The organism is Eggerthella timonensis, assembly GCF_900184265.1.
Classification (GTDB): Bacteria; Actinomycetota; Coriobacteriia; order Coriobacteriales; family Eggerthellaceae; genus Eggerthella; species Eggerthella timonensis.
The window spans coordinates 1,151,133-1,174,408 of sequence record NZ_FXXA01000002.1; the positions used below are offsets into that span (position 1 = coordinate 1,151,133).

The following is a 23,276-nucleotide window of genomic DNA, read 5'->3' on the forward strand; positions in this document are numbered from 1 at the left end:
GGGCGGCACGTCGGCTCCCGCGGCAAACAGACATGCATGCCGGAAAGCATGCGAGCGAAAGGAAGTGCAGCATGAACATCAAGATGAACCGCAATGTGGGGCGTATCCTGTTGACGGGGGCGTGCGCTGCCGCTCTGACCGTTGGGGCGGCGGCTCCCGCGTTCGCGGTAGAGCAGACCGGCACGACGAACGTGACGTATTCGTCTTCGCAGCAGGTGCCCGGCACGAACGGCTGGGGCTTCGAGATCCCCACCTCCATCCCCTTCGGCCCCGACAAAGCCGTAGGCGTGGATGCAACGGTAAACCTGTACAACACCACGCCCGGCGGTTCGGTCGATCAAATTCCGGATCAAGATTTCCCTAACGCCGGAGTGAAGCTCGCTCTCAAGTCCGCGAACGGCTTCAAGCTGCAGAAATCCACGGCCCCCCTCGATCCGGTTGCCTACGAGATCGCCTACACCGGAGCCGGAGTGACGACGCAGAAGTTCGACACGACCACGGGCACCGCCAAGACCGATATCGGCACGTTCACCAAGACGAACAGCACGGCAGTGGGCGTTGCTAAGCGTACTGGCGACGCTGCGGAGAGCGGCTCGCACACCGACACGCTCACCTTCACCTACGACGACGCCAAGACGGTCATTCCGTAGGCGCGTTTCCCGAAACGATCGCCGCCCCGTCGCGTCTGCGACGGGGCGGCGTCTGTTCCGAACATCACAGAAAGGTGGAATCGACGTTGAACCATGCGTTGGCCGACGACCGGCATCGTTCCAGGCGAAAAAGGCGTATCGCCCTCGCTGCTCTCATCCTTCTCGCGCTCGTTGGTGCAGCGATTGCGACGACGGTTCTTCTCACGCAGCCGAAGAACGACGTTCGCATCGACCCTGCTGCTGCCGAGTACAGCATTCCCGGATACGAGAACCCCGATGGTGGCGAGCGGGGCAGGATACGCATACCTACCTATTCCGATTGGGATATGAAGGCGGGAACCGATACCGTGGAGGTGCCCCTCGTCAACACCGAGGGCAATCCCTGCTATATGCGATTCACCGTGAAACTGAAGGACGGCGGCGAAGTGCTGTACCGATCCGACCTGGTGCCTCCCGGCCAAGCCATTCCGAGCATCCATCTGAGCCGGACGCTGGATGCGGGTACGTACCCCGTGACGGTGGAAATAGCGACGTTCAGCCTGGACGACCCTTCGCAGCCTCTCAACGGGGCCGAGCTGGGAACCCGGATCGTGGTGTCGTGATGTTGTCTCTACCGACAATCAGAAAGGGGGCTCGCCTTGGCGAGAATATCTAATGCCGTGATGAAGGATCGAAAGATGCACGTGCTTTCGTACCTTGAGAGACTTGCAGAACCCGGCGAGTTGCCTTGCCTGTCGTATAGCAGCCTGGCGCGTTCCTTGGACCTGTCCAACGGTCAGGTGCGCCGGGTCTGCAAGCTGCTGCAGAAAGAAGGAGCTCTCACGGTGATCCCGCGCTATTTCGACAACGGCGCCCAGCTTGAGAATGCGTATGCACTGACCTCTTTCGGCAGGCAGAAACTCATGGATTGGCACGCGAGACAACGATCTCGGCTCTCTGTGTGAACCTTGCTTGCGGGCGCGTCGGTGATGCATATCGCCGACGGCAACTCTATGTTAAAGTGCGTTCAAGGATTCCTCGTAGTCGGTCGTCAAATACGACAGCGCGCTCTATCACCTCGATTTGCAGAGGCAAACGAGCGGCGCGCGTCGTTGAGCCACGCTGCAGGCGTTGGGCTTCGCGGTGGCGACGGTGGCGCAGGGGCAGGCAATGGACGGGGGACCGTTCAACCGTCTGGCGCATCAGCTGGCGAAGCTGACGGGCAAGCGTCCGCAGTACCGCGATCCGGGATTCGCGCATGCGCACATCGCGTTGCGGGAAGAGTTGCTGGAAACGTTCGCGCATGAGGAGGCGATGCCATGAGCGTCTTGTTCGAGGAGTTGCAGATCGGGACGCTGCGGGCGAGGAACCGGTTCGTACGAGCGGCCACCTACGAGGCGCTGGCCACCGACGACGGGCATCTGACGCCGGAGCTGCGCGCCGTCTACGAGGAGCTCGCCGGAGGCGGGGTGGGCACGATCATCGTGAGCTATGCATACGTCACGCGCGAGGAGCAGCCGAACCCGCGTATGCTCGGCATCTACGACGACTCGTTCGTTGCCGAATACCGAAAGCTCGTCGATGATCTGCATCAACGCGGGGCGCGCGTCGTGTCGCAAATCGTGTACGGCGGCTCGGCGACGAAGCTGGATCCGCCGAGCGCGCGCATCCTCGGGCCGTCGGCCGTCGCCCATCCGAAGACCGGCATCATCCCGGTCGAAGCGAGCGCGACCGACCTGCGGGTGCTCGCGGATGCGTTCGCCGACGCAGCCGCGCGCGCTCAGGCCGCGGGATTCGACGGCGTGGAGCTGCACGCGGCGCACGGCTACCTGCTCAGCCAGTTCTTGAACCCGCTGCTCAACCGGCGCGCAGACGAGTACGGCGGTTCTCTCGAGAACCGCGCCCGTTTCCTCGTCGAGGTCGTCGACGCCGTCCGAGCGCGGGCGGGCGCGGAGTTCCCGCTGCTCGTGAAGTTGAACAGTTCCGACGGCGTGGCGGGAGGCCTGACCGAGGACGACAGCATCGAGGTGGCGAAGCTGCTTGCGGCGCGCGGTGTGTCGGCCATCGAGGTGAGCGGGAACTGGCGCGCCTGCCGTGCGAAGGACTATGCCGGCGAGCCGTTCTTCGCCGCCTATGCGCAGCGGCTCGTGCGCGAGGCGGACATCCCCGTGATCCTCACGGGAGGCAACCGTCGCTTCGCCGCGATGGAGCGCCTTGCGATCGAAGACGGCATCGCCGGGTTCGGCTTATGCCGTCCGCTCATCTGCGAACCGGATTTGCCGAACCTCTGGATGGGCGATCGAGCGTATGCGCCGCGCTGCGTCTCGTGCAACGGCTGCAGCTCGTCGCCCGGCCACCGCTGCATCCTGCCCTGAGAACCCGCCGCTCCTCTCTCGCGCTATTATCGTGTAATCGGCTTTGAGTTTCGATGACGAGCGGGAGATCGTCTGGCGGGGGCGTCGTGTGGTTTGCTATCATCGACCCCTATGACACGACGTAAGAAACATGGATGGTTGAAGACGATGCTGGGTTTGGTGCTCGGATGCATGCTCGTGGTCGTTGCCGTGTTCGCGGTGACGAACGTGGTGACCGTCGTCAGCACGAAGGACCGCATCGTCGAGCCTCAGGCGGCGGAGGGCTACAACGCCGACGCCATCGTGGTGCTGGGCGCGTCCGTGTTCGCCGATGGAACGCCGTCGGGCATCTTGCAGGATCGTCTCGACGACGGCATCGCTCTGTACAAGGTAGGCGCGGCGCCGAAGCTCATCATGAGCGGCGACAACAGCACCGTATCGTACAACGAGGTGCAAGTGATGAAGGACTACGCCATTTCCCAAGGCGTGCCGAGCCAGGATATCTTCTGCGACCATGCCGGGTTCTCCACGTACGAGAGCATGTACCGCGCGAAGAACGTGTTCGGCGCGCAGCGCATAGTCGTAGCCACCCAGACCTACCACCTGTACCGCGCGCTGTACGCCGCGCAGGGCCTCGGCCTCGAGGCCATCGGCGTGGCCAGCGACTACCACGATTATTCCAAGCAGTTCCAGTACGACCTGCGCGAGGTGCCTGCGCGCACCAAGGACTTCTTCAAGACGCTGTTCCAGGTGCCCTCGACGTTCGTGGGCGACCCCATCAGCCTCAACCAGTCCGGCGACGTCACCGAGGGATAGGGGGGGCGGAGCGAGGCAGGGGAACGGGGAGTGAGACAGAGGGACGGGGTAATTGTCTCATTTTGCGGGCAAAATGAGACAATTACCCCGTCCCTCTGTCTCACTCCCCGTTCCCCTGCCTCGCTCCGCCCTACTTGCCAAGCGCGCGCAGCAGCGCGAGCGTCTCGCACATCACGGGGTCGAGCACGGGGATGCCGGCTGCGCCTTCCAGCATCGGCGCCAGCTCGATGGTCGAAAACCCCGTGCACGCAAGCGCGATGACCGATGCGCCCTCGCTGCGCAGCCTGCGAGCCGTCGCGATCGCGGCGCGCTGACCTGCGAGCGTGTTCAGATCGCGCGTGTCGCGCACCCCGTCGGGCACGAGGTTCGCCAGCAAGCGCGCCCCCAGCATGCGTCTGAACGCGGGCGGCGCTTCGGGCGTGATGCCGATGACGCCCACGCGGCCCTCGTGGCGCGCGGCGGCAGCGGCCATGCTCTCGCCCGCGCCCACCACCGGCACGTCTAAGACGGCGCGCGTTTCGGCCACGCCAGGATCGTCGGCACAGCTCACGATGATGCCGTCGGCGCCCAGCTCGACCAGCTGGCGGGCGAGCGCAACCACTTTCGGCTCTGCTCCGCGCAACGTGTCGGCATCGTGCACGCCTTCGGGCTGGTCGGGGATGCAGCGCGATATCGTGCGCACCTGTGAAAAAGCTCGCTCGACGAGCCGCCCATGCGCATCGGTGCGCTCCTGGTCCTGGGTGATGACGCGGACGATGCCGACGGTGCAGGGCTTGAAAAGGGCGGGGTTCATGGTGCTCACTCGTACTTCTCGATGAGGTCGATGAGGTCCTGCTTCGAGTGCAGGGCCGTCTTCTCCAAAATACGCCGCGTGTGCGTGCGCACGGTGCTCTCCGACACGAACAGCGCCTCGGCGATCACCTTCGCGGAGCGCCCGCGCGCCAGATAGGGGAGCACCTCCGCCTCGCGACGCGTCAGGCCGTAGTAGTCGGAGATCTGGTCGAACACGTCGCCGTCGGGCTCCGCGAGTGCCGCGGCGACAGGGGCGGGCTCCCCGTTCCCCGACTCGAGCGCCGTGGCCGCCTGCGCCGCCGCCTGCCGCGGCTCCGGCCCCTGCGCCGCCGCCGGTTCGCTCTCCTCCTTGGCCTTGGCGTTCCCCAGGTTCAGGAACGAGAACCGATGGCGCGTGTTCTGGAGCAACGCGAGCATGGCCAGCACGTACACCGCACCCACCGATACCCCGATGACCAGGATGGACGGACTCTCGGGAATGAGCATGACCACGTAGCCGATGCCGATGCCCACGAGGCGCGCGATGATGGAGATGCCGCGCACGATGCCTCCCACCACGAATCCCGAAACGGATAGGTCGTAGGCCGTGGATGCCACCATGTACCAGATGATCACGTCGAACACGCCGTAGCAGGCGCTCATCACCACGTTGAGCTCCACCGGGTTCGTCGTCCAAAACGCCGGCATGAGCGCGAACAGCACCACGAGGATGGGCACGATCACCTTGAACGTGAGCGCGAGGTCGATGCGCCGGCGCGCGAACAGCACGAGGCCGATGAGGGCGACAGCCGCCACCACGTTGGCGATGAGCGGCAGCCGATGCGCCTCGTAGGCGGAGTCCACCGACACCACGGTCATCTGCCATACGTATCCGAACAGGCACGACAGCACGAGGCTCGCCACGATGAGGCTCACGAGCGAGCCGAGCGCCGTGCGGTAGCGCTGCGGGTCCGTGGAGAGCGCGGCTCGCTCGGACGGCACCTCGCGGTTGCAGCGCGTCAGGCACAGCTGCGACAGCACGGGAAGGGGCAGCATGAGCAGCAGCGCGGGCACGCCCAGCTCCTCCGAGCAGAACGAGAACGCCACGAACAGCAACGCCGTGAGCAGCAGCACCGCCGGAAGGTAGAACGACGTGCGCGAGGGGTGCATGCGCCCGAGGCATTCCGCCCAGCTTCCCCAAAAGTAGCCGTAGCCCACGCCCGCCAGCACCGCGCCCGCCAGAAGCGGCGCGAGCGCCACCTCGCCGGGCAGGAAGCCGGAGCTTGCGGCCACGCCCGATCCTGCGAGCAGCCCGAGCCCCGCCATGATGCACGCGGTGAACGCGGACGCGGGCAGCTTGTCGTAGAACGAGGGGTTGCGCTCCATGCGCGCCGCCACGAGGAACAGCGTGGTCATGTTGGCGACGAACGACACGATCACGACGAGCGTCTGGTACCCGGTGGTGTAGAAGGGCCCCGACAGCAGGATGGAGCTGCGGAACGTGAGCATGCTGCACGCCCAGAAGAACGCGAGCCCGAGATGGCGCATGCGCAGCGTCTTCCACACCATGCGCATGCTGCGTCGATCGCGTGAGCGCGACAGGCCTTCGGGCATGAACGAACCCCTCCTCGTCATCAGCGCCGCCCGCTTCCCGACAGACGGCGCGCAGTTCTCTTGTTGCTGTAGAAAAGCTTACCACCAGCGCAAACAATCAAATCATCAATAATTGATGATACTGCCCCGACACCCTCGTCATAGCATGGCCAGCGTCGAAGGAAGGGGGCTGCGATGGTCGACGTGGAAAATGATACCATACTGATAGGATTACTGGCGTGCGCTCCGGTTTTCACGACCGGTTCAGCCGGCGACGCGACGGAAGCCGAAGGGGAGGGCTCGTGCTGCAACGAGCTCGAAACCGTCCGGCTGCCCGAGGACGTCCGGCGCTCGCTCGCCGCATGCGGCCTCGCCGTCCCCGATCCGGTGGACGATGCCGCTCGCCGCATGGTGGAGCGCGAGGTGCTCACGCCGGGCATGCCGCTCGCGGCCATGCCGGTGGAGTCGCTCTACAAGCCTTGGACGTCTCTGCCGGGCTCGCAGTTCGGCGGAGCGCGCGGGATGTACCTGGGCGACGCGGCACGCCACGTGCAGGCGCTCTACGATGCGCTTCAGGTGGAGGTGCCGGAGCGTTTCGCGGCGATGCCCGACCATCTGACGCTTCTGTGCGAGCTGCTCGCGCTCTACGTGGAAGCGGGCAACGAGGAGGCTGCCCGCCTTCTTGCACGGGATCATTTCGACTGGCTCGACGCCTACGACGCAGCGCTCGGCGAGCGCGCGGAGCAGGCGGCCTCGGCTTCGGCCTTCGACGAGGAGGCGCGCGCCGCCTTGGCGCGCGGCATCGGCCAGGTGCGCGCGTACGTTGCGCTTCTGGGCGAGCTCGCGCAACGCATAGGGCAGGACGCGCCGATGCCGGACGAGGCGAAAACGGCACCAACAAGGGAGGAAAGGAAGGAAGCGAAATGAACTCATCCGTAACACGGCGGACGTTCCTCAAGGGGTCTGCGGCCACCGCGGCGCTGGCCGCGACGGGCGCGGGCGTGTGCTCCCTCGGCGCATGGCAGGCCGAGTCGGCCCATGCCGAGGGATCGTACGAGCGCAAGGAGGGCGCGTCGCTCTGCAACGGCTGCTCCAGCAAGTGCGGCCTCGTGGCCACCACGCTCGGCGGCCAGCTGTTCACGCTGCGCGGCAGCGACGAGCATCCCTACGCCAAGGGCACTATCTGCGGTCGCGGCCACGGCGTGGCGCAGATCGCCTATTCCGACGAGCGTCTGACCCAGCCCATGCGCCGCGCGGCTGACGGCTCGTTCGAGGCCATCGACTGGGACACCGCGTTCTCCGAGATCGGCGCGAAGGTAAAGGACATCCTGGCCAAGAACGGCCCCGAAGCCCTGGCCATCGTGCAGGACCCGCGCCCCTCGGGCAAGGAGTACTCCAAGCGCTTCATCAACGCGCTCGGCTCCGCCAACATCTACACGCACGGCGCGGCCTGCAACTCCTCGAAGGAGGCCGGCTTCGCGCAGACCATCGGCACGGGCAACTTCTCCGTCGACTTCGGCAGCTCCAAGATGGTCGTGTTCATCGGTCGCAGCTACGGCGACGGCATCCGCCCCTCGTCGGTGCAGAGCCTGGCCGCTGCGGCTGACAAGGGCACGCGCGTCGTCATCGTGGACCCGCGCCTCAACAACACGGGCATCTTCGCCACCGATTGGGTGTCCATCAAGCCCGGCACCGACCTGGCGTTCTTGCTGGGCATCTGCAACGTGCTCATCGAAGAAGACCTCTACGATCACGAGTTCGTCGAGCAGAGCACCGTGGGCTTCGAGGAGTTCGCGGCGCAGGCCAAGGAGTACACTCCGGCGTGGGCCGAGCAGCAGTGCGGCGTGCCGGCGGCCACCATCGAGGAGATCGCCCGGGCGCTCGCCAAGGCCGCCCCTGCGGCCGCTGTCGAGGCTTCGTGGCGCGCGGCGTTCGGCTGCGCGCACCAGAACTCGTTCGACACTGCCCGCGCGGTGACGGCGGTGAACGCGCTTCTGGGCAGCTGGGGCGCGAAGGGCGGCGCGCTGCTCACGTCCTCGCCGAAGGCGGGCGACATCGACAAGCAGAAGTTCCCCTCCGCTCCGAAGCCCGAGGCCAAGCGCGTGGGCGACAAAGAGTACCCGCTCGCTCCCAGCGGCATGGGTTCGAACCTGGCCGTGCTGCAGGCTGCGCTCGACGGCGAAATGAAGGGCGTGTTCTTCTACAACTCCAACGCCGTGCAGGGCTACGCCCAGCCGAAGGTGTGGCGCGAGGGCCTCGATAAGGCCGACCTCGTGGTCACCATCGACGTGCAGATGTCCGAGACGGCGCTCGCGTCCGACTACGTGCTGCCCGAGTGCACCTACCTCGAGCGCATGGAGCTGCCCGAGTTCATCGGCGGCAAGAAGCATTACGTGGCCATGCGCACCCAGGTGCTCGAGCCCATCCATCCCGAGACGAAGCCGTGCGACGAGATCTTCGCCGGGTTGGCCGAGGCGTGCGGCGTGGGCCAGTACTTCCCCTTCACGGTGGAGGAGCTTGCCGCCGCGCAGCTGGAGACGGTGGGCGTGAGCCTCGACGAGCTCAAGGAGAAGGGCATCGTGGAGCTTCCCGATCCCGGCTTCGAGTACAAGACGCCGAAGTTCAAGACCCCGACGGAGAAGTTCCAGTTCATGTCCGAGGCGGTTGGCGAGGCCGGCCTCAACCCGGTCATCGGCTGGACACCGCGCCTCGTGGAGCCCAAGCAGGGCGAGTTCTTCCTGGTGGGCGGCAAGCAGGGCATCCACTCGCACACGATGACCCAGAACGTGGCCACGATGAACGCTATCTCGCGCGAGTACGGCTTGGAGCGCGCGTGGATCTCGGCGCAGGATGCGGCCGAGCTGAACATCGCCGACGGCGACCTGATCGAGATCGCGTCGAGCGAGCATACCGGCCAGGTGGCCGCGCGCGTGACGCAGCGCATGCGCCCGGGCGTGGTGTTCCTGCCCACGCACTACGGCGGATCGTCGCCGTACCAGAGCCGCGCGTACGAGTTCGGCTTGAACATGACCGATTTCGTGCCGTTCCACATGGAGCCCGGCACGGGTGCCACCATGAGCCAGGAAGTGGCCGTCACGGTGAGGAAGGTGGAGGCGTAACATGACCCGCTACGGAATGCTCATCAACACCAAGAAGTGCGTGGGCTGCTACGCCTGCCGCATGGCGTGCCAGATGATCAACAAGCTGGAGCCCGAAGAGGCGTTCATCAGCTACCAGGAGATCGAGCAGGGAACCTATCCCAGCGTGTACGCCGAGACCGTGCCCGTGCAGTGCATGCACTGCGTGGACGCCCCCTGCCAGCAGGTGTGCCCGACGCACGCCACCTACACCACCGAATCCGGCGTGGTGTTGGTCGACGAGGAGAAGTGCATCGGCTGCAAGTACTGCATGGCGGCGTGCCCCTACGGCGTGCGCATCCAGATCGAGAAGACCGGCGTCATCGAGAAGTGCCGCTTCTGCTGGTACGAAGGCGAGCCGGGCAACCCGCCGGCGTGCGTGGGCACCTGCATCTCCGGTGCGCGTGTGTTCGGCGACCTCGACGATCCCGACAGCGACATCTCGCGCGAGATCGCCCGCACGAACGCCCAGCCTCTCGCGGGCGACCTGACCGAATCCAAGATCTACTACGTGAGGTGATGAACCATGGTTTGGGGACCTATGATCGCATGGTACCTGTTTCTGGCCGGCGCGTCGGCAGGTGCCTTCTTGACCTCGGCTTTCGTCGAGGCGAAGTATCCCGATAGCGTGAAGATGCGCGTGGCCGGCCGCATCATCGCCCCGGTTTTTCTGGGCATCGGCCTGGTCATGCTCATGCTTGACGCGGAAGCCGGCCTGCACAACCCGCTGCGCTTCTTCTGGCTGATCGCGAACCCCGGCTCCGTCATGACGCTGGGCGTGTACTTCATCTGCGTCTTCATGCCGGTGTCGCTCGTGTCGGCGCTGCTCGAGATCCTGAAGAAGCGCGTGCCGAAGTGGCTCACGTGGATCGGCATCGTGTTCGCGTTCGCGGTGGCGGCCTACACCGGCTTCCTGCTGGGCGTGGTGAAGGCCTTCCCGCTGTGGAACAACGCCATCCTGCCCATCCTGTTCGTGGTGTCGGCGCTGTCGGCGGGCCTCGCGGCCACGTCGCTCGTGGGCCTCATTGTGGATCGCGAGCGCTTCGAGCAGATGTGGCTCATCAAGAAGTCGCACGTCATCCTGTCGGCCATCGAGATCGTGGTGCTCGCGACGATGCTCATCATCGTGAGCGCGGGCAGCGTCGAAGGCGCCGCGTCGGTGCAGGCGCTGCTGGTGGGCCAGTACGCTCCGGCGTTCTGGGGCGGCCTCGTGCTCTTGGGCCTCGTGGCTCCGTTCATCATCGAGGGCTACCCGGTGTTCATCACGAAGCGCGTCGAGACGTCTATGACGTCGATGGTGGTCAGCGTCATCGGCGAGGCCGGCGTGTTGGTGGGCGGCTTCGTGCTGCGCCTGCTGGTCATCCTGGCCGCGCTGCCGGTGATGTACCTGTAGAGCCGCAGCATCCAACGCGCTCTGCGCGACATACGCACTGCCCGACGGGCGCCGCATCCCTCTCCGCGGCGCCCGTTTTTTGCGCGTGGCTCTTGGGAAATCGACTGTCGCCCGATTCGTACGGTTTTCGGCGGTAATCCGTACGAATCGGGCGACCGTGCGCATGCGCGCGGGAATTCTGCGTCGAAGCGCCCCAGGCGCGCTACCGGGGTGAGACAGAGGGAGGGAGTGAGACAGAGGGACGGGGAGTGAGACAGAGGGACGGGGTAATTGTCTCATTTTGCACGCAAAATGAGACAATTACCCCGTCCCTCTGTCTCACTCCCCGTCCCTCTGTCTCACTCCCTCCCTCTGTCTCACTCCCAGCGCGCTAGCGGTACTTCTCGATGAGGTCGATGACCTGCTGCTTGGAGTGCAGGTCGGTCTTCTCGAGGATGCGGCGGGTGTGGGTGCGGATTGTGTTCTCGGACACGAACAGCGCGTCGGCGATGACGCGCGCCGAGCGCCCGCGCGCGATGAAGGGGAGCAGCTCGGCTTCGCGGCGCGTGAGGCTGAAGTCCTCGGCGATCATCTCGAACGCGGCCTCCTCGCTCAGGGGAGACGCGGTCGCAGGCTCGTCGATAGCCTCCGCATCGGGTTGCGCCAAGGGCGCTGGCTCAGGCGCCGCGGCGGGCTCGGTCGCGGTCGGCACCGCCGGTGCGGCCGGCTCGGCGTCCGGCTCCTCCGTCGCGACGATCGGCGCGCCTCGGCGTCGCGTGCGGTAGAACAGCCCCAGCATGGCCAGCACGTACACCGCACCCACCGATACGCCCACGATCAAAAGCGACGGGCTTCCCGGGATGAGCATGAGCAGATAGCCGATGCCGATGCCCAGCAGCCGCGCCAGGATGGACAGCGCCCGCACGAGCCCGCCGATGACGAAGCCCGACACGGCGAAGTCGTAAGCGGTCGACACCACCATGTACCAGATGATCACGTCGAACACCCCGTAGCTCGCGCTCATGATGACGTTGAGCGCCACGGGGCTCGTCTCCCAGAAAAACGGCAGCACCGCGAACAGGATGACGATCACGGGCACGATGACGCGGAAGGCCAGCGCCAGATCCATCCGCTTGTGCGCGTACAGCACGAGCCCGATCAGGCATACGGCCACGGCGAGGTTCGCCACGAGCGGCGCCTGATGCGCTTCGTTCACCGACCCCACCGACAGCACCGTCATCTCCCACACGAGGCCGAACAGCAACGACAGCACGAGACTCGCCACGATGAGCGAGACGAGCGAGGCGAGCGCCGTCAGATAGCGCTTCGAGTCAACCGTGCGCGCGTAGCGACCGTCGGGCACCTCCGCATGGCAGCGTCGCAGGCAGACGAGCGACAGGATGGGCAGCGGCAGCATGAGCGCGAGCGGCGGAACGCTCTCGTATTCGGCCGAGAGCGAGATGATCAGGAACAGCGCTGCGGTGAGAAGGAACGCCACGGGCACGTAGAACGACGTGCGCGAGGGGTGCATGCGGCCGAGGTATTCCGCCCAGCTCCCCCAATAGTAGCCGTAGCCGATGCCGGCCAGCACCGAGCCGCCCACGAGCAGCGCCATCATCGCGCCTTCCGAGCTGCTGCGTCCCGCAACGTCGATGACCAAGAGGCCGGCGACGATGAACGCGCAGAACAGCCAGCCGGGCAAGCGGTCGAACGTGCGGGGGTCGCGCTCCATGAACGCGGCGATGGCGAACAGGGTGGTCATGTTCGCGATGAACGAGACGAGCACGACGAGCGTTTCGAGCTCCGGCGTGTTCGCGGGCCCCTGCAGCAGGATGGAGCTGCGGAAGGTGAGCATGCTGCATGCCCAGAAAAAAGCGAGGCCGACGTGACGGAATCGCAACGTTTTCCAAACCATGCGCATGCTGCGCCGGTCGCGCGCAACCGCCAGCCGTGTGCTCACATCCAGCTCCTCCCGAATCGACGAACGCGTAACGCTTTCGTGTCGGCACTATCTCACATTGTGCGCTTATGATGCTTCTCATCAGGCAAAACAATCAAATCACCAGAAACTGATTACCCGGCCTTCCCTCGCCGCGCCTAGGATGAGCCGCGTCGAGAAAGGACGAACCGTGCCCGCTATGGCCATGAAGAACACAGCCTCGCTATTATCGCTCATCGCGCCGCTTTTTTCCCATCTGAAGCATGAGGATTACGGTCATGTGCAGCGAAACGCCGCATGGCAGGACGTGCGCGCCGCTGCGGGCCCATCGCTCGGAGACGCGCTCGCGCTTCCGTCGTGGCAGGTGCGCTCGTCGTTCCAGGACGAGTTGCTGGTACCGGGCATGCCGCTCGCCGCCATGCCGGTGGAGTCGCTGTACAAGCCTTGGTCGTCGCAGGAAGGCAACGCGTTCGGCGCTGCCCTGGGGCTGTACCTCGGCGACCCGGCGCGGCATCTCGATGCGGTGTACGGACAGCTGGACATCCGCGTGCCCGAGGCGTTCGCCTCGATGCCCGACCATCTGACGCTCGAGCTGGAGCTGCTGGCGCTGCTGCTGGCGGCTGAAAACGATGCCGCCGCGCGCCAGCTGGCAGCCGACCACTTCGACTGGTTGGGCGATTACGATGCAGCGCTGGCAGACCGCGCCGACATGGTGGCGCACAACGGGGCGCTCGTGCCCGCACGTCGCCGGAACCTGCTGGACGGCATCGCGTTTCTGCGGGCGCTCACGGCGCTGGCGAACAGGATAACCCTCTCCGTCCTGGACGGGCGCGACGCATCGCTTCGCGCCTACGCTCAGGGCGACAGGCGATAGACAAGACGATCGAACGGCAAGAAAGGGAGGAAAGGAATGAGGGAAACAACGGTATCGCGTAGAACGTTCCTCAAGGGTTCGGCCGCAACGGCCGCGCTCGCCTGCGCAGCGGGTTCCATCTCGCTCGGCTCATGGCAGGCGGAGCGCGCCGCAGCGGCCGAACCGGGCGCGGTCAAAACGGCTCCGTCGCTGTGCAACGGCTGCTCCAGCAAGTGCGGGCTCGTGGCCACCACGGTGGACGGCCAGCTGTGGACGCTCAAAGGCAACGAGACGCACCCGTACGCGAAGGGGCGCATCTGCGGCCGCGGCCATGGCCTGGCCCAGATGGCGTACTCCGACGAGCGGGTGACTCAGCCGATGCGCCGCAAGGACGACGGCTCGTTCGAGCCCATCGACTGGGACACCGCGTTCACGGAGATCGGCGAGAAGACGAAGGCCATCATCGCGCAGAGCGGGCCCGAGTCGCTGGCCATCATCCAGGACCCGCGCCCCTCGGGCAAGCAATACTCCGCCCGCTTCATGAACGCGCTGGGCTCGGCGAACGTGTACGCGCACTCCTCGTCGTGCAACCTGTCGAAGGAGAGCGCCTACCAGCAGACCATCGGCGCCACGGGCTTCTCGAACGATTTCGCCAACGCCAAGATGGTCATGTTCATCGGGCGCAGCTACGGCGACGGCATCCGCCCCTCGTCGGTGCAGAGCCTGGCCGACGCGGCCGAGAACGGCACGCGCGTGGTCATCGTCGACCCGCGCCTCAACAATTCCGGCATCTTCGCCAGCGACTGGGTGCCCATCAATCCCGGCACCGATCTGGCCCTGCTGCTCGCCATGGCGAACGTGCTCATCGAAGAGGATCTGTACGACCACGAGTTCGTGGAGCAGAGCACCTACGGCTTCGACGAGTTCGCCGCGCAGGCCAAAGAGTACACGCCCGCGTGGGCCGAGAAGATCACCGACGTCCCGGCGGCCACCATCGAGGAGCTCGCCCGCGCCATGGCGAAGGCGGCTCCGGCGGCCTCCATCGAGTCGGGCTGGCGAGCCGTCATCGGCTGCTCGTACAACAACTCGTTCGACACGGCGCGCGCCATCACGGCCGTCAACGCGCTTCTGGGCAGCTGGGGCGCGAAGGGCGGAGCGCTGCTGACGTCCTCGCCGAAGGCCGGCGCCATCGAGGACGCTCGCTTCAAGGCGCCCGCGAAGCCCGAGGCCAAGCGTGTGGGCGACAAGGAGTACCCGCTCGCTCTCGCCAGCGCCGGCACGAACGTCGCCGCGTTGCAGGCCGCGCTCAACGGCGAGATGAAGGGCCTGTTCTTCTACAATTCGAACGCGGCGAAGGGCTATGCGCAGCCGAAGAAGTGGGCCGAAGCCCTCGAGAAGACCGACCTCGTGGTCACCATCGACGTGCAGATGTCCGAAACCGCGCTGCAGTCCGACTACGTGCTGCCCGAAGTGACGTACCTCGAGCGCCTTGAGCTTCCCGAGTTCGTGGGCGGCAAGAAGCACTTCGTGGGCATGCGCACCGTGGCCATCGACAAGGTGCATCCCGACACGAAGACGTGCGATGAGATCTTCAACGGCTTGGCGGAGGCGTGCGGCGTGGGCGAGTACTTCCAGTTCACCGCCGAGGATTGGGCCGAGGCGCAACTGGCCACCGTGGGCGTGACGCTCGACCAGATGAAGAAGGACGGCGTGGTGGAGCTGCCCGACCCGCACTTCGAGTACGGAACCCCCACGTTCAAGACGGCGTCGGGCAAGTTCGAGTTCAAAACCGACAAGGTGAGCGAGGCGGGTCTCAACCCGGTGATCGGCTGGGTGCCGCGCAAGGTGGAGCCGAAGGACGGCGAGTTCGCCATCATCGGCGGCAAGCAGGGCATCCATTCCCACACCATGACGCAGAACATCGCCGCGCTCAACGCCATCTCGCGCGAGTACCACATGGAGCGTCTGTGGATGGCCGCAAAGGACGCCGAGAACCTGGGCATCCAGACGGGCGACACGGTAGAGGTGTCGTCGAGCGAGCACACCGGCCAGGTGGAGGTACGCGTGACCCAGCGCCTCAAGCCCGGCGTCGTGTTCCTGCCCACGCATTACGGCGGAGACTCGCCGTACCAGACCCGCGCGTATCAGTACGGCATCAGCCTGACCGACTTCATCCCCCTCGACGCCGAGCCGGGCGTGGGATCGATGATGAGCCAGGAAGTAGCCGTCACAGTGAAGAAGGTGGAGGCGTAACATGGCACGCTACGGAATGCTCATCAACACGAAGAAGTGCGTCGGCTGCTCGGCCTGCCGCATCGCCTGCCAGATGAGGAACCATCTGGAACCCGAAGAATCGTTCATCACGTACCACGAGATCGAGACGGGGGAGTTCCCCAACGTCTACAACGAGGTCGTCCCCACCCAGTGCATGCACTGCGAGGACGCTCCCTGCGCGGCCGTGTGCCCGACGCACGCCACCTACATCACCGATTCCGGCGTGGTGCTGGTCGACGAGAACAAGTGCATCGGCTGCAAGTACTGCATGGCCGCGTGCCCCTACGGCGCCCGCATCGTGCAGGAGAAGACCGGCGTGGTGGAGAAGTGCCGCTTCTGCTGGGATGGCGAGAACCCGGGCAACCCGCCCGCATGCGTGGGCACCTGCATCTCGGGCGCTCGCATCTTCGGCGACCTGGACGATCCCGACAGCGAGATCAACCAGGCCATCGCGCGGTACCACGCGCAGCCGCTGGCCGACAATCTGACCGTATCCAAGATCTACTACGTGAGGTGATGAACCATGGTTTGGGGACCTATGATCGCATGGTACCTGTTTCTGGCCGGCGCGTCGGCGGGAGCGTTCCTGACGTCCGCGTTCGTCGAAGCCAAGTACCCTGAGAGCGTCAAGATGCGCGTCGCTGGCCGCATCATCGCTCCCGTGTTCGTCGGCATCGGCCTGCTCATGCTCATGCTGGATGCCGAAGCCGGGCTCATGAACCCGCTGCGCTTCTTCTGGCTCATCTCGAACCCCGGTTCGGTGATGACGCTGGGCGTGTACTTCATCTGCGTGTACATGCCGGTGACGCTCGTTGTCGCGCTGCTCGAGATCCTGAAGAAGCGCGTGCCGAAGTGGCTCACGTGGATCGGCATCGTGTTCGCGTTCGCGGTGGCCGCCTACACCGGCTTCCTGCTGGGCGTCGTGAAGGCGTACCCGCTGTGGAACAACGCCATCCTGCCCATCCTGTTCGTGGTGTCGGCGCTGTCGGCGGGCCTTGCGGCCACCTCCTTGGTGGGGCTCATCGTCGATCGCGAGCGCTTCGAGCAGATGTGGCTCATCAAGAAGTCGCACGTCATCCTGTCGGCCATCGAGATGGTGGTGCTGTTCACCATGCTCATCATCGTGGCGGCGGGCAGCTTCGAGGGCGCGGCGTCGGTGCAGTCGCTCGTGGTGGGGCAGTACGCCCCGGCGTTCTGGGGCGGTATCGTGCTGTTGGGCCTCGTGGCACCGTTCCTCATCGAGGGTTACCCGGTGTTCATCGCGAAGCGCGTCGAGACGTCGACCACCTCGCTCGTGGTCAGCGTCATCGGCGAGGCCGGCGTGCTGGTGGGCGGCTTCATGTTGCGCCTGCTGGTCATCTTGGCTGCGCTGCCGGTGCTGTTCCTGTAGTTCTCTCTCCTCTCGCTTATCCGCGCGTCCCGCTACTCCCTGGCGGGACGCGGGCGGACCGACCCCCTTCGGAGCCGCCGTTTCCCCTCCCGAGGGCGCCGCGCATCCCCCTCCGCGCGGCGCCCGCCTGTATTCGTACGAATCGAGGTGCCATCCATGGAAGACTCCCGCGTTCCGCATTGGGGCATGGTCATCGACCTTGCGAAATGCGTCGGGTGCGACTCGTGCACCGTCGCATGCAAAGCCGAGAACCGCACGCCGCCCGGCATCACGTACAACGTGGTGCTCGAGCAGGAGACGGGCGCGTACCCTAACGTGCGCATCGAGGCGGTGCCGCGTCCCTGCATGCAGTGCGAGAACCCGGCGTGCGTGTCGGTGTGCCCGGTGCGCGCCACGTACCGCGGCGAAGACGGCATCGTCGTGATCGACGCCGACCGCTGCATCGGCTGCAAGTACTGCATCGCCGCCTGTCCCTACGGCGCGCGCTCGGCCGACGAGGGATCGTCGTACGCTCTCGAGATGCAGGCCGCCGACCAGGTGACCGCGCCCGAGTACGGCGTGGATCGCGGCGCGCGCGGCGCGTATCGGGGCACGTACGGCACGGTGCGCAAGTGCACGTTCTGCGCGCACCGCATCGCCGAGGGCGAGGCGCCCGCATGCTGCGAGACGTGCATCGGCGATGCGCGGTACTTCGGCGACTTGAGCGACCCGGCGTCGAAGGTGGCGCAGCTGGCGGCCTCGCCGCGGGCGTTCCGCCTGCGCGAGGAGCTGGGCACGAACCCGTCCGTCTACTACCTGAAATGAGCGAGGTGAGAAGCTATGGCATCAACTGACAAGCAGAGGGCGCAAAGCGTGCAGGGGTCGGGCGGCCCGCGGCCGCGGACCTACGCGCTGCCGGCGCCGTTCTCGCGCCGCGCCACCGTGGCCTGGGCCGTCGTCGTGGGCGTGCTGCTGGCGGCGGGCGCGTTCTCCATGTTCGACCGGTTGGCGAACGGGCTGGGCATGGCCGGAGCCACGAACGCCGTGCCCTGGGGCCTGTGGGTGGTGGTGTACATCTGGTTCTCGGGGCTGGCGGGCGGCCTGTACCTGGTGTCGGCGCTCGTGTACCTGCTGAGGTTGCCGCGCTTCGCGCCCATCGCGCGCCTGTCGCTGGGCCTGAGCATCGTGTCGCTGATCGTGTCGATGGTCTTCATCGGCATCGACCTGGGCGCCATCCGGCATTCGCTGGGCACGTTGCTGTTCTTCCACTGGTCGTCGCCTTTGGCCTGGGAAATCAAGGCGTACGTGTTCTTCATGGCGATCGCCGTCGTGCAGTTCGCGCTCGTGCTGCTCAGCGACAAGCGCGCGGCGGAGGCAGCGGCGGGCGGCGACGGGGACGGCGATGCGGGCGCGGCTGCGGGCGCGTCGAGCGACGAGGGGCTCAGGCGGCGCGGCAACGTGAACCTGGCCATCCGCGTGCTGGCCGGCGTGGGCGTGGCCACGTCGTTCGTGGGCCCTCCGGGCGGCACGGGCATGTTCTTCGCCGCGGTGAAGACCCGCGGGCTGTGGGAGGGCGGCATCACGTCGGTGCTGTTCTACGTCATGGCCATCGTGACGGCTGCCGCGTTTCTGATCGTGGCGTACCGGCTGCTCGCGCGCTTGCGCGGCGCACGGCCGGACGCAGGCGCGCTCGCGGGGCTGAACCGCGTGCTGGCGGCGTCGCTGTTCGCGCTGGCGTTCTGCGTGTTCTTCCAGGTGGCGCCTGCGCTGTTGTCGGGCGACCCGGCGGTGGCAGCGGCCGTGCAGGTGATGGTGGCGGGTCCTTTGGCGCCGCTGTTCTGGCTGGGTGAGATCGGGCTCGGGCTCGTGGCGCCCGCGGTGCTGCTGGCGGTAGGCGCGGCGCGCTCGCGCAACGGACGCGCGGACGCGGCCGCAGGAGGCGCGTGGGCCGTGGGTGCGGCGCTCTCGGCGATGGCGGGCATCCTCGCGCTGCGCTACGTGCTGGTGGTAGCCGGGTTCTCGGTGCCGCTTCTGGCCAGCCTGCCGACCCCGGCGTACGTGCCCAGCGCGGGCGAGGTGATGGTGGCCGTGTTCGTGCTGGGCTTGGCCGTGGGCTGCTACGGCCTGGCCGTACGGCTGTTGCCACTCGAGCGCGTGGGCGCGAGCGAGGGCGAGGAGCGGTTGGAGAGCGCGTATGCGGAAACGGCGGCGGCATCTGATGCGGGTGCGGCGCCGCGCGACGAGGGCTCGTGGGCGAAGGAGGTGCGCGATGGAGGCGCAGCGTAGAGACGAAGAGCATCGGGATCCGGCAGACGAGCCGCAGCACGCGAGCATGTTCGGCACGCCGTCGCGTCGCGCGGTGATCGGCGCCGGGTGCGCGGTTGCCGCCGGCGCCGTGTTGGCCGGCGGCGGCCTGGGCGCCTACATGGCCGCCGACGACCCGCTGACCGACGAGCCGCACGGGCGCGGCTTTGCCACCGGCGCGTACGCGGCCGACGACGTGATCCTGTCGATGTGCAACAACTGCAACACGTACTGCACCATCAAGGTGCGCGTGGCCGACGCCGCCGACGGCGCAGGCGCGAACGAGGGCGCCACGGCGCTCGTGCGCAAGATCGCGGGCAACCCGTACTCGCCGCTCAATTCGCAGCCCTACGCGCCCGTCCCCTACGCGACGCGTCCCGAGGACGCGCTTGCCCCCGGCGACGACATGGCGGTTGCAGGTCGCGCAACGAACGGCGGCATGATCTGTCTCAAGGGCCAAGCGGGCATCCAGCTGGCGCATGATCGCTTCCGCATCGCGAAGCCCCTGCGACGCGTCGGCGCGCGCGGAAGCGACGAGTGGGAAACGGTGGACTGGGACACGGCGCTCGACGAGATCGTGCACGGCTCGCCGACCCTCGGCACGCCCGGTATTGCGGAATGGTACGCCTGGGCGCCGAAGAAGCAGGTGGAGGCCGATGTCGCGCTCGTGGAGTCCGGCGAGATGACCCAGGACGCGTTCGACGCGAAGTGGGCCGACATCCTCATCGACACGTCGCACCCCGACCTGGGCCCGAAGTCCAACTTGTTCTGCTCGGCCGGCGGCGATCGCATGTTCCTCATCGGCGACCGCCTCACGCAGCAGGGGTTCGGCTCCGTCAACAACTTCAACCACGGCGGCGTGTGCGGCATGACCGGCGTCATGGCCAACGTGCGCACGCATCCCACGACGAACCACAAGCGCATGTACGCCGACATCGACCACTGCGAATGCCTCATCATCTGGGGTACCGAGCCGATGACGGCGAACAAGGGGCCGTCGTGGCTGGCGCCGCGCCTGTCGGCGGCGCGCGAGCGCGGCATGAAGCTCTATGTGGTGGACCCGCGCCAGGGGCGCAGCGCGTCGAAGGCCGACGGGTGGCTGCCCGTGGTGCCCGGCAAGGACGCCGAGCTGGCTTTCGCCCTGATGTCGTGGATCGTCGCCAACGAGCGCTACGACGCCCGGTACCTGGCGGCGCCCGGAAAGAAAGCGGCCGCGGCGCTCGGCGAGCCCACGTGGTCGGATGCTACGCACCTCGTGGCGGTCGATCTGCCGAACCGCCCCGTCGTCACCGCGAAGCTGCTCGGGCGCTCAGGCGAGCCGGGCGCCGACGGCGAGCCGCTGGCCGAGGACGCGCGGTTCGTGCTCGTGGACGGCGAGCTGACCGCCGCCGACGCCGTTGAGGGCGCGGCCGATCTGCTGGCGGACGCCCAGGTGGAGGTCAAGGGCGCGCCGACGCGCGTGAAAAGCGTGTTCCAGCTTTTGAAGGAGCGCATCGAGGAGCGCACACTCGAGGAGTACGCCGCCGACGCGGGCATCGAGCCCGCCGTGGTGGAGGAGGTTGCGCGCGAGTTCACCTCGCACGGCAAGCGCGCCTGCGTCATGAGCTACCGCGGCCCGGCCATGCACGCCAACGGGTTCGACGCGGTACGCGCGGTGGGCTACCTCAACTTCCTCATCGGCAACCACGATTGGAAGGGCGGCCATATCGCCGCCGCCGCCAAGTTCGCCCCGTTCACGGGCCGCTACGACCTGCAGACGGTACCGGACGCGCACGCGGGCTGGGGCATTCCCATCACGCGCCAGAAGACGGAGTACGAGAAGACCAGCTACTTCAAGCAGGACGGCTACCCGGCACCCCGGCCATGGTACCCGCTGCCGGGAAACCTGTCGCACGAGATCGTCCCGACGCTGCGCGCCGGCTACGTGTACGACCACCTGGGCGCGCTGTTCGTCCACCGCCACTCGCTCGTGGATTCCACGCCGGGCGGCCAGCGCCTCGGCGACGTGCTGGGCGATCCCGCCAAGATCAACCTGCTCGTGTCGTTCGACGTGGAAATCGGCGACACGTCGCGCTTCGCCGACTTCGTGCTGCCCGACAAAACCTACCTCGAGCGGTTCAGCCAGGAGTCCATCTACCCCAACCAGCAGTACCAGCTCATCCAGCTGGGCCAGCCGGCCGTTCGCGCCTACGAGGGCCCGCGCTCGGTGGAGGACGTCTACCTCGACATCATGCAGCGCCTCGAGCTGCCGGGCGTGGGCGAGCATGCCGTTCCGGTGGGCAAGGGCGGCGCGGGCGGTGCGGCGGCGCTCTCGACCGAGCACGACTACTGGTTGAAGATGGCCGCGAACATCGCGTACGCCGGCGAGCAGCCGGTGCCCGACGCCGATGCCGACGAGCTGGCCCTGTTCGAGCGCGCCCGCACCCGTGCGTTGGGCGACGCCTTCGACCTCGCGACGTGGAAGGCCGCGGTCGCGGAAGAGGAGTGGCCGAAGGTGGTGTACGTCCTCAACCGCGGCGGGCGCTTCGCGTCGGCCGACCCGACGAAGGGAGACGGCTACGAGGGCGACCTCATCAAGACGCGCTACGCCGGGCTGTGCGCGTTCTACGATCCGAAGACGGCTTCGTTGAAAGACGCGCTGACCGGCGAGAACTTCGACGGCCTGGCCCATGCGGCGCCTGTCGCCTTCGCCGATGGCACGCCGATGGAGCGCCCCTCCGAGCGCCCGCTCGCGTTCATCAATTGGAAGGCCCGCACGAACGGCACGCACCGCACCATCGCCTCGTCGTGGCTGCGCGAGCTGACCACCGAGAACTTCGTGTGGATGGCGCCGGCCGATGCCGCCGAGCGCGGGTTGGCGAACGGCGACGCCGTGGAGATCGTGGGACCCGAGGGCGTGCTGGCCGGGCATGTGCGCGTGACCGAGGGCATCCGTCCCGGCGTGGTGGGTGCGAACTACTCGTTCGGACACGCGGGCTACGCCGCGCGTCCGATCGTCATCGACGGCGAGCGGGTTGGCCCGACGCCCGACTACTTGGAAGAGGAAGGCGTCCTCGATGGCGACGAGCCCGGCAAGCAGAAGACCGGCCTGGCCGGAGGACGCGGGCGCGGGTTCTGCATGAACGAGCTGCTGCCTGAGGAAAAGCTCGCCGGTGGAGGCGGCGTCTGCGACCCCATCGGGGGCGGCGCCGCGCAATTCGACCTCTGGGTGGACGTGCGGAAAGCGTAGAAGCGCCTTCTGCCGGACGGCGCTGGGCGGGTCGTGCGCTCGATACGGCTCGCCCCGCGCCCCGCGCCGGATACGGTCCGTCTTGTGGCGGTTTCCGACGGAAAACCGCGTTTCTGCGGGCACCCTCGTGCGATCCACGATGTATCGTTCTACGTTTTCCCAGTTCAGGAAAGCGATCCCCCAGCTCGGTTGCATGCGGGCCGATCCAAGGGCTTGCCGAAGGCGGTTTTCCGTCGAAACCTGCCACGAACCTTCGGCTCCGATGCCTTGCTTTGCGGATCGTTGCCGTTTTTGCCGGAACTGTGGAAATCGCTTGAAGCGGGCCGCTTTCTCGAAGATACGGGGGTTTCGGCTTCCGGTATACTTGCCCGCTATGAAATCGCTTCTGAACCTATACGAACGCTACGCCAGCCTCGCCCAGCTTTCGCGGCGCCGCTCGCGCACGGCCGCGTTCCGCGCGCATGGCGAAGTGGACTACGGCGTGTGGCAGGGTTGGCGCTGAACGAGCCCCCTCGGGTGATGCGCGTCCGCTGACGCGTCCCCGGCAGCTTTCATTCCCCTCGAAATCCCATACTCGACGATCGACCGCCGCTTCGGCGCGGCTTGGTCTTCGACGCGTTCGCAAAGGAAGTTGAT

Annotated in this window: 21 protein-coding genes; 18 read left to right on the top strand and 3 right to left on the bottom strand. The window is 66.7% G+C overall.

Annotated elements, in window-relative coordinates:
• Positions 1-71 precede the first annotated feature (71 nt).
• The 6 genes from C1A15_RS04765 to C1A15_RS04790 all read left to right on the top strand — a co-directional run bounded on the left by C1A15_RS04765 (position 72) and on the right by C1A15_RS04790 (position 3,799).
• Positions 72-650: a hypothetical protein gene (locus C1A15_RS04765; protein WP_101721496.1), complete on the top strand. Its 579-nt coding sequence runs from the start codon at positions 72-74 to the stop codon at positions 648-650.
• Between the two features lie 86 nt (positions 651-736).
• Positions 737-1,252: a hypothetical protein gene (locus tag C1A15_RS16815; protein WP_146001809.1), complete on the top strand. Its 516-nt coding sequence runs from the start codon at positions 737-739 to the stop codon at positions 1,250-1,252.
• 75 nt (positions 1,253-1,327) lie between these two features.
• Positions 1,328-1,594 (top strand): hypothetical protein, encoded by a 267-nt coding sequence (locus tag C1A15_RS04775; RefSeq protein ID WP_101721498.1) that lies wholly within the window; start codon positions 1,328-1,330, stop codon positions 1,592-1,594.
• A gap of 166 nt (positions 1,595-1,760) precedes the next feature.
• Complete coding sequence (locus C1A15_RS04780) at positions 1,761-1,952, top strand: hypothetical protein (protein WP_101721499.1); 192 nt, start codon at positions 1,761-1,763, stop codon at positions 1,950-1,952.
• Positions 1,949-3,004 carry an NADH:flavin oxidoreductase gene (locus C1A15_RS04785; RefSeq protein WP_101721500.1) on the top strand — a complete coding sequence of 352 codons (1,056 nt, stop codon included), beginning with the start codon at positions 1,949-1,951 and terminating at the stop codon, positions 3,002-3,004. The genes C1A15_RS04780 and C1A15_RS04785 overlap by 4 nt, the downstream gene beginning before the upstream one ends.
• A 147-nt stretch (positions 3,005-3,151) precedes the next feature.
• Positions 3,152-3,799: a SanA/YdcF family protein gene (locus tag C1A15_RS04790; protein WP_101723702.1), complete on the top strand. Its 648-nt coding sequence runs from the start codon at positions 3,152-3,154 to the stop codon at positions 3,797-3,799.
• A 130-nt stretch (positions 3,800-3,929) separates the two neighbouring features.
• On the opposite strand, the gene C1A15_RS04795 is transcribed toward C1A15_RS04790, so the two are convergent.
• Together C1A15_RS04795 and C1A15_RS17320 are read right to left on the bottom strand one after the other, a co-directional pair.
• Positions 3,930-4,592, bottom strand: coding sequence for an aspartate/glutamate racemase family protein (locus C1A15_RS04795; protein WP_101723703.1), 663 nt, complete (start codon positions 4,590-4,592; stop codon positions 3,930-3,932).
• A 5-nt stretch (positions 4,593-4,597) separates the two neighbouring features.
• On the bottom strand, positions 4,598-6,184 hold the full coding sequence (locus tag C1A15_RS17320; protein ID WP_101721501.1) for a response regulator transcription factor: 1,587 nt from the start codon (positions 6,182-6,184) through the stop codon (positions 4,598-4,600).
• A 174-nt stretch (positions 6,185-6,358) separates the two neighbouring features.
• On the opposite strand from C1A15_RS17320, the gene C1A15_RS04805 reads away from it, so the two are divergent.
• From C1A15_RS04805 to nrfD (C1A15_RS04820), 4 genes are read left to right on the top strand one after another with little or no spacing between them, the layout of a single operon-like run.
• Positions 6,359-7,090 (top strand): molecular chaperone TorD family protein, encoded by a 732-nt coding sequence (locus tag C1A15_RS04805; protein ID WP_101721502.1) that lies wholly within the window; start codon positions 6,359-6,361, stop codon positions 7,088-7,090.
• The gene (locus C1A15_RS04810; RefSeq protein WP_101721503.1) at positions 7,087-9,282 is read left to right on the top strand and encodes a molybdopterin-containing oxidoreductase family protein; all 2,196 of its coding nucleotides are present in this window, start codon (positions 7,087-7,089) and stop codon (positions 9,280-9,282) included. Before C1A15_RS04805 ends, C1A15_RS04810 begins: the two co-directional genes overlap by 4 nt.
• A gap of 1 nt (position 9,283) precedes the next feature.
• Positions 9,284-9,820: a 4Fe-4S dicluster domain-containing protein gene (locus C1A15_RS04815; RefSeq protein ID WP_101721504.1), complete on the top strand. Its 537-nt coding sequence runs from the start codon at positions 9,284-9,286 to the stop codon at positions 9,818-9,820.
• 6 nt (positions 9,821-9,826) lie between these two features.
• The gene (gene nrfD / locus C1A15_RS04820) at positions 9,827-10,693 is read left to right on the top strand and encodes an NrfD/PsrC family molybdoenzyme membrane anchor subunit (protein ID WP_101721505.1); all 867 of its coding nucleotides are present in this window, start codon (positions 9,827-9,829) and stop codon (positions 10,691-10,693) included.
• A 370-nt stretch (positions 10,694-11,063) separates the two neighbouring features.
• On the opposite strand, the gene C1A15_RS04825 is transcribed toward nrfD (C1A15_RS04820), so the two are convergent.
• Positions 11,064-12,632: a helix-turn-helix transcriptional regulator gene (locus C1A15_RS04825; protein WP_101721506.1), complete on the bottom strand. Its 1,569-nt coding sequence runs from the start codon at positions 12,630-12,632 to the stop codon at positions 11,064-11,066.
• A 259-nt stretch (positions 12,633-12,891) separates the two neighbouring features.
• On the opposite strand from C1A15_RS04825, the gene C1A15_RS04830 reads away from it, so the two are divergent.
• The 8 genes from C1A15_RS04830 (at position 12,892) to C1A15_RS17325 (ending at position 23,142) form a co-directional block, all read left to right on the top strand.
• On the top strand, positions 12,892-13,485 hold the full coding sequence (locus tag C1A15_RS04830) for a molecular chaperone TorD family protein (RefSeq protein WP_245864918.1): 594 nt from the start codon (positions 12,892-12,894) through the stop codon (positions 13,483-13,485).
• A gap of 36 nt (positions 13,486-13,521) precedes the next feature.
• Positions 13,522-15,717, top strand: coding sequence for a molybdopterin-containing oxidoreductase family protein (locus tag C1A15_RS04835; RefSeq protein ID WP_101721507.1), 2,196 nt, complete (start codon positions 13,522-13,524; stop codon positions 15,715-15,717).
• Between the two features lies 1 nt (position 15,718).
• Entirely contained in the window at positions 15,719-16,255 is a 537-nt protein-coding gene (locus tag C1A15_RS04840) for a 4Fe-4S dicluster domain-containing protein (protein ID WP_101721508.1), read from the top strand.
• Positions 16,256-16,261: 6 nt separating this feature from the next.
• Positions 16,262-17,128: an NrfD/PsrC family molybdoenzyme membrane anchor subunit gene (nrfD, locus tag C1A15_RS04845; RefSeq protein ID WP_101721509.1), complete on the top strand. Its 867-nt coding sequence runs from the start codon at positions 16,262-16,264 to the stop codon at positions 17,126-17,128.
• 156 nt (positions 17,129-17,284) lie between these two features.
• A complete protein-coding gene (locus tag C1A15_RS04850) occupies positions 17,285-17,932 on the top strand; it encodes a 4Fe-4S dicluster domain-containing protein (RefSeq protein WP_101721510.1) in 648 nt (215 codons plus the stop codon).
• Between the two features lie 15 nt (positions 17,933-17,947).
• Positions 17,948-19,393, top strand: a complete 1,446-nt coding sequence (gene nrfD / locus C1A15_RS04855) for an NrfD/PsrC family molybdoenzyme membrane anchor subunit (protein WP_101721511.1) — start codon at positions 17,948-17,950, stop codon at positions 19,391-19,393.
• The gene (locus C1A15_RS04860; RefSeq protein ID WP_101721512.1) at positions 19,377-22,640 is read left to right on the top strand and encodes a molybdopterin dinucleotide binding domain-containing protein; all 3,264 of its coding nucleotides are present in this window, start codon (positions 19,377-19,379) and stop codon (positions 22,638-22,640) included. The genes nrfD (C1A15_RS04855) and C1A15_RS04860 overlap by 17 nt, the downstream gene beginning before the upstream one ends.
• Before the next feature lie 373 nt (positions 22,641-23,013).
• Positions 23,014-23,142 (top strand): hypothetical protein, encoded by a 129-nt coding sequence (locus C1A15_RS17325; RefSeq protein WP_281254110.1) that lies wholly within the window; start codon positions 23,014-23,016, stop codon positions 23,140-23,142.
• Positions 23,143-23,276 lie beyond the last annotated feature (134 nt).